The sequence below is a fragment of the Campylobacter sp. US50a genome (genome assembly GCF_004379015.1).
GTDB classification, from domain to species: domain Bacteria; phylum Campylobacterota; class Campylobacteria; order Campylobacterales; family Campylobacteraceae; genus Campylobacter_D; species Campylobacter_D jejuni.
Genome location: NZ_RYYJ01000040.1, coordinates 1 through 1,178 on the forward strand (window position 1 = coordinate 1; position 1,178 = coordinate 1,178).

At 30.6% G+C, this 1,178-nt stretch carries 1 protein-coding gene and 1 pseudogene; one reads left to right on the forward strand and one right to left on the reverse strand.

Annotated features, from left to right (window positions below):
• A pseudogene (locus ELQ11_RS09510) lies at positions 1-245 on the reverse strand (hypothetical protein); the annotation flags it as partial.
• A gap of 237 nt (positions 246-482) precedes the next feature.
• Here ELQ11_RS09510 and ELQ11_RS09515 point away from each other — a divergent pair.
• Positions 483-665, forward strand: coding sequence for a hypothetical protein (locus ELQ11_RS09515; RefSeq protein WP_052950195.1), 183 nt, complete (start codon positions 483-485; stop codon positions 663-665).
• The last annotated feature ends 513 nt before the right edge of the window (positions 666-1,178 follow it).

Below are 1,178 nucleotides of genomic sequence, written 5' to 3' on the forward strand. Positions count from 1 at the left end.
AAATCGATAATGCTCTCATGGTTTTTAACTCTTTTTAGTTTGGCAATAAAAGTGTTTTTTGTTTTTTTGATATAAGCCATAACAGCAGGTGTCATTTTGCTTTTGTTTTCATCTGTTTTGCCATAGATTGAGAGTATGAATGCTAGACAGCTAGTTATATTGACAAATAATTTGTCGTTTTTCTCTTTGTGGATTATTTTGTTTAGGTATATTTTGGTAAACCAAGTTTCTATGGCTTTGTGCATTTTGTTTTTTCGCTTGGGCGTGTATTAGTTTTAGACATAAGTTTTCTCCTGTGGTTTTAGTGCTTTATGAAATTATACCGTATTTTTATTTAACTTGGGTATGAAATGAGTATTTTTATATATCAGGGAAAGTTTATGCTAGAAATATGTTTAAAAAATGACAAAGATAGGGAGAGAATGAGAGAAAGAATGAGGTGATAAATAAGGCAATAAATGAGGGAATAAATGAGGTGATAAATGAGAGAAAGAATGAGTATAAAGGCTATAAGGATTTGTGTTAAGGATAGCGTTAAGATGAGATTTGAATGCGTAGAATGCAAGATAGGGAGGAATGGGAGATGGGGTATAAAGGGGGTGATAAATGAGGGGATAAATGAGGTGATAAATGATGAAAATTATTCAATGAAATGTAGCGGATAAAGAAGGGGGAATAAATGAGGTGATAAAGGGCGAGAAGAAGACTTTTCTATTTCAAGGGTGAAAAATACTTTAGGTTAGGTATAAAAATGGCAATATTATTAACGAAGTTAATGTATGGTAGGTATAAAATTTTTTAACACCCTTTTTTTGAGAAAAATAAATTTCATTCTAAAAATACTATAAATCTCCAATTTATAGACATTCTTTGCTTTAGGGTAGGTATAAAAATGCCCTTGCTTAAACCTAGACTTTTTAATGCTTAATTAAAAATTAAAGTCCCTAAAAATAGGCATTCTTTGCTTTAGGGTAGGTATAAAAATGCCCTTGCTAAAGGCTAGACTTTTTAATACTTAATTAAAAATTAAAGTCCCTAAAAATAGGCATTCTTTGCTTTAGGGTAGGTATAAAAATGCCCTTGCTAAAGGCTAGACTTTTTAATACTTAATTAAAAATTAAAGTCCCTAAAAATAGGCATTCTTTGCTTTAGGGTAGGTATAAAAATGCCCTTGCTTA

Bases quoted from the DNA above. Each gene is read 5' to 3' on its own strand.
- ELQ11_RS09515 (WP_052950195.1), top strand. From the start codon at position 483: ATGAGAGAAAGAATGAGTATAAAGGCTATAAGGATTTGTGTTAAGGAT.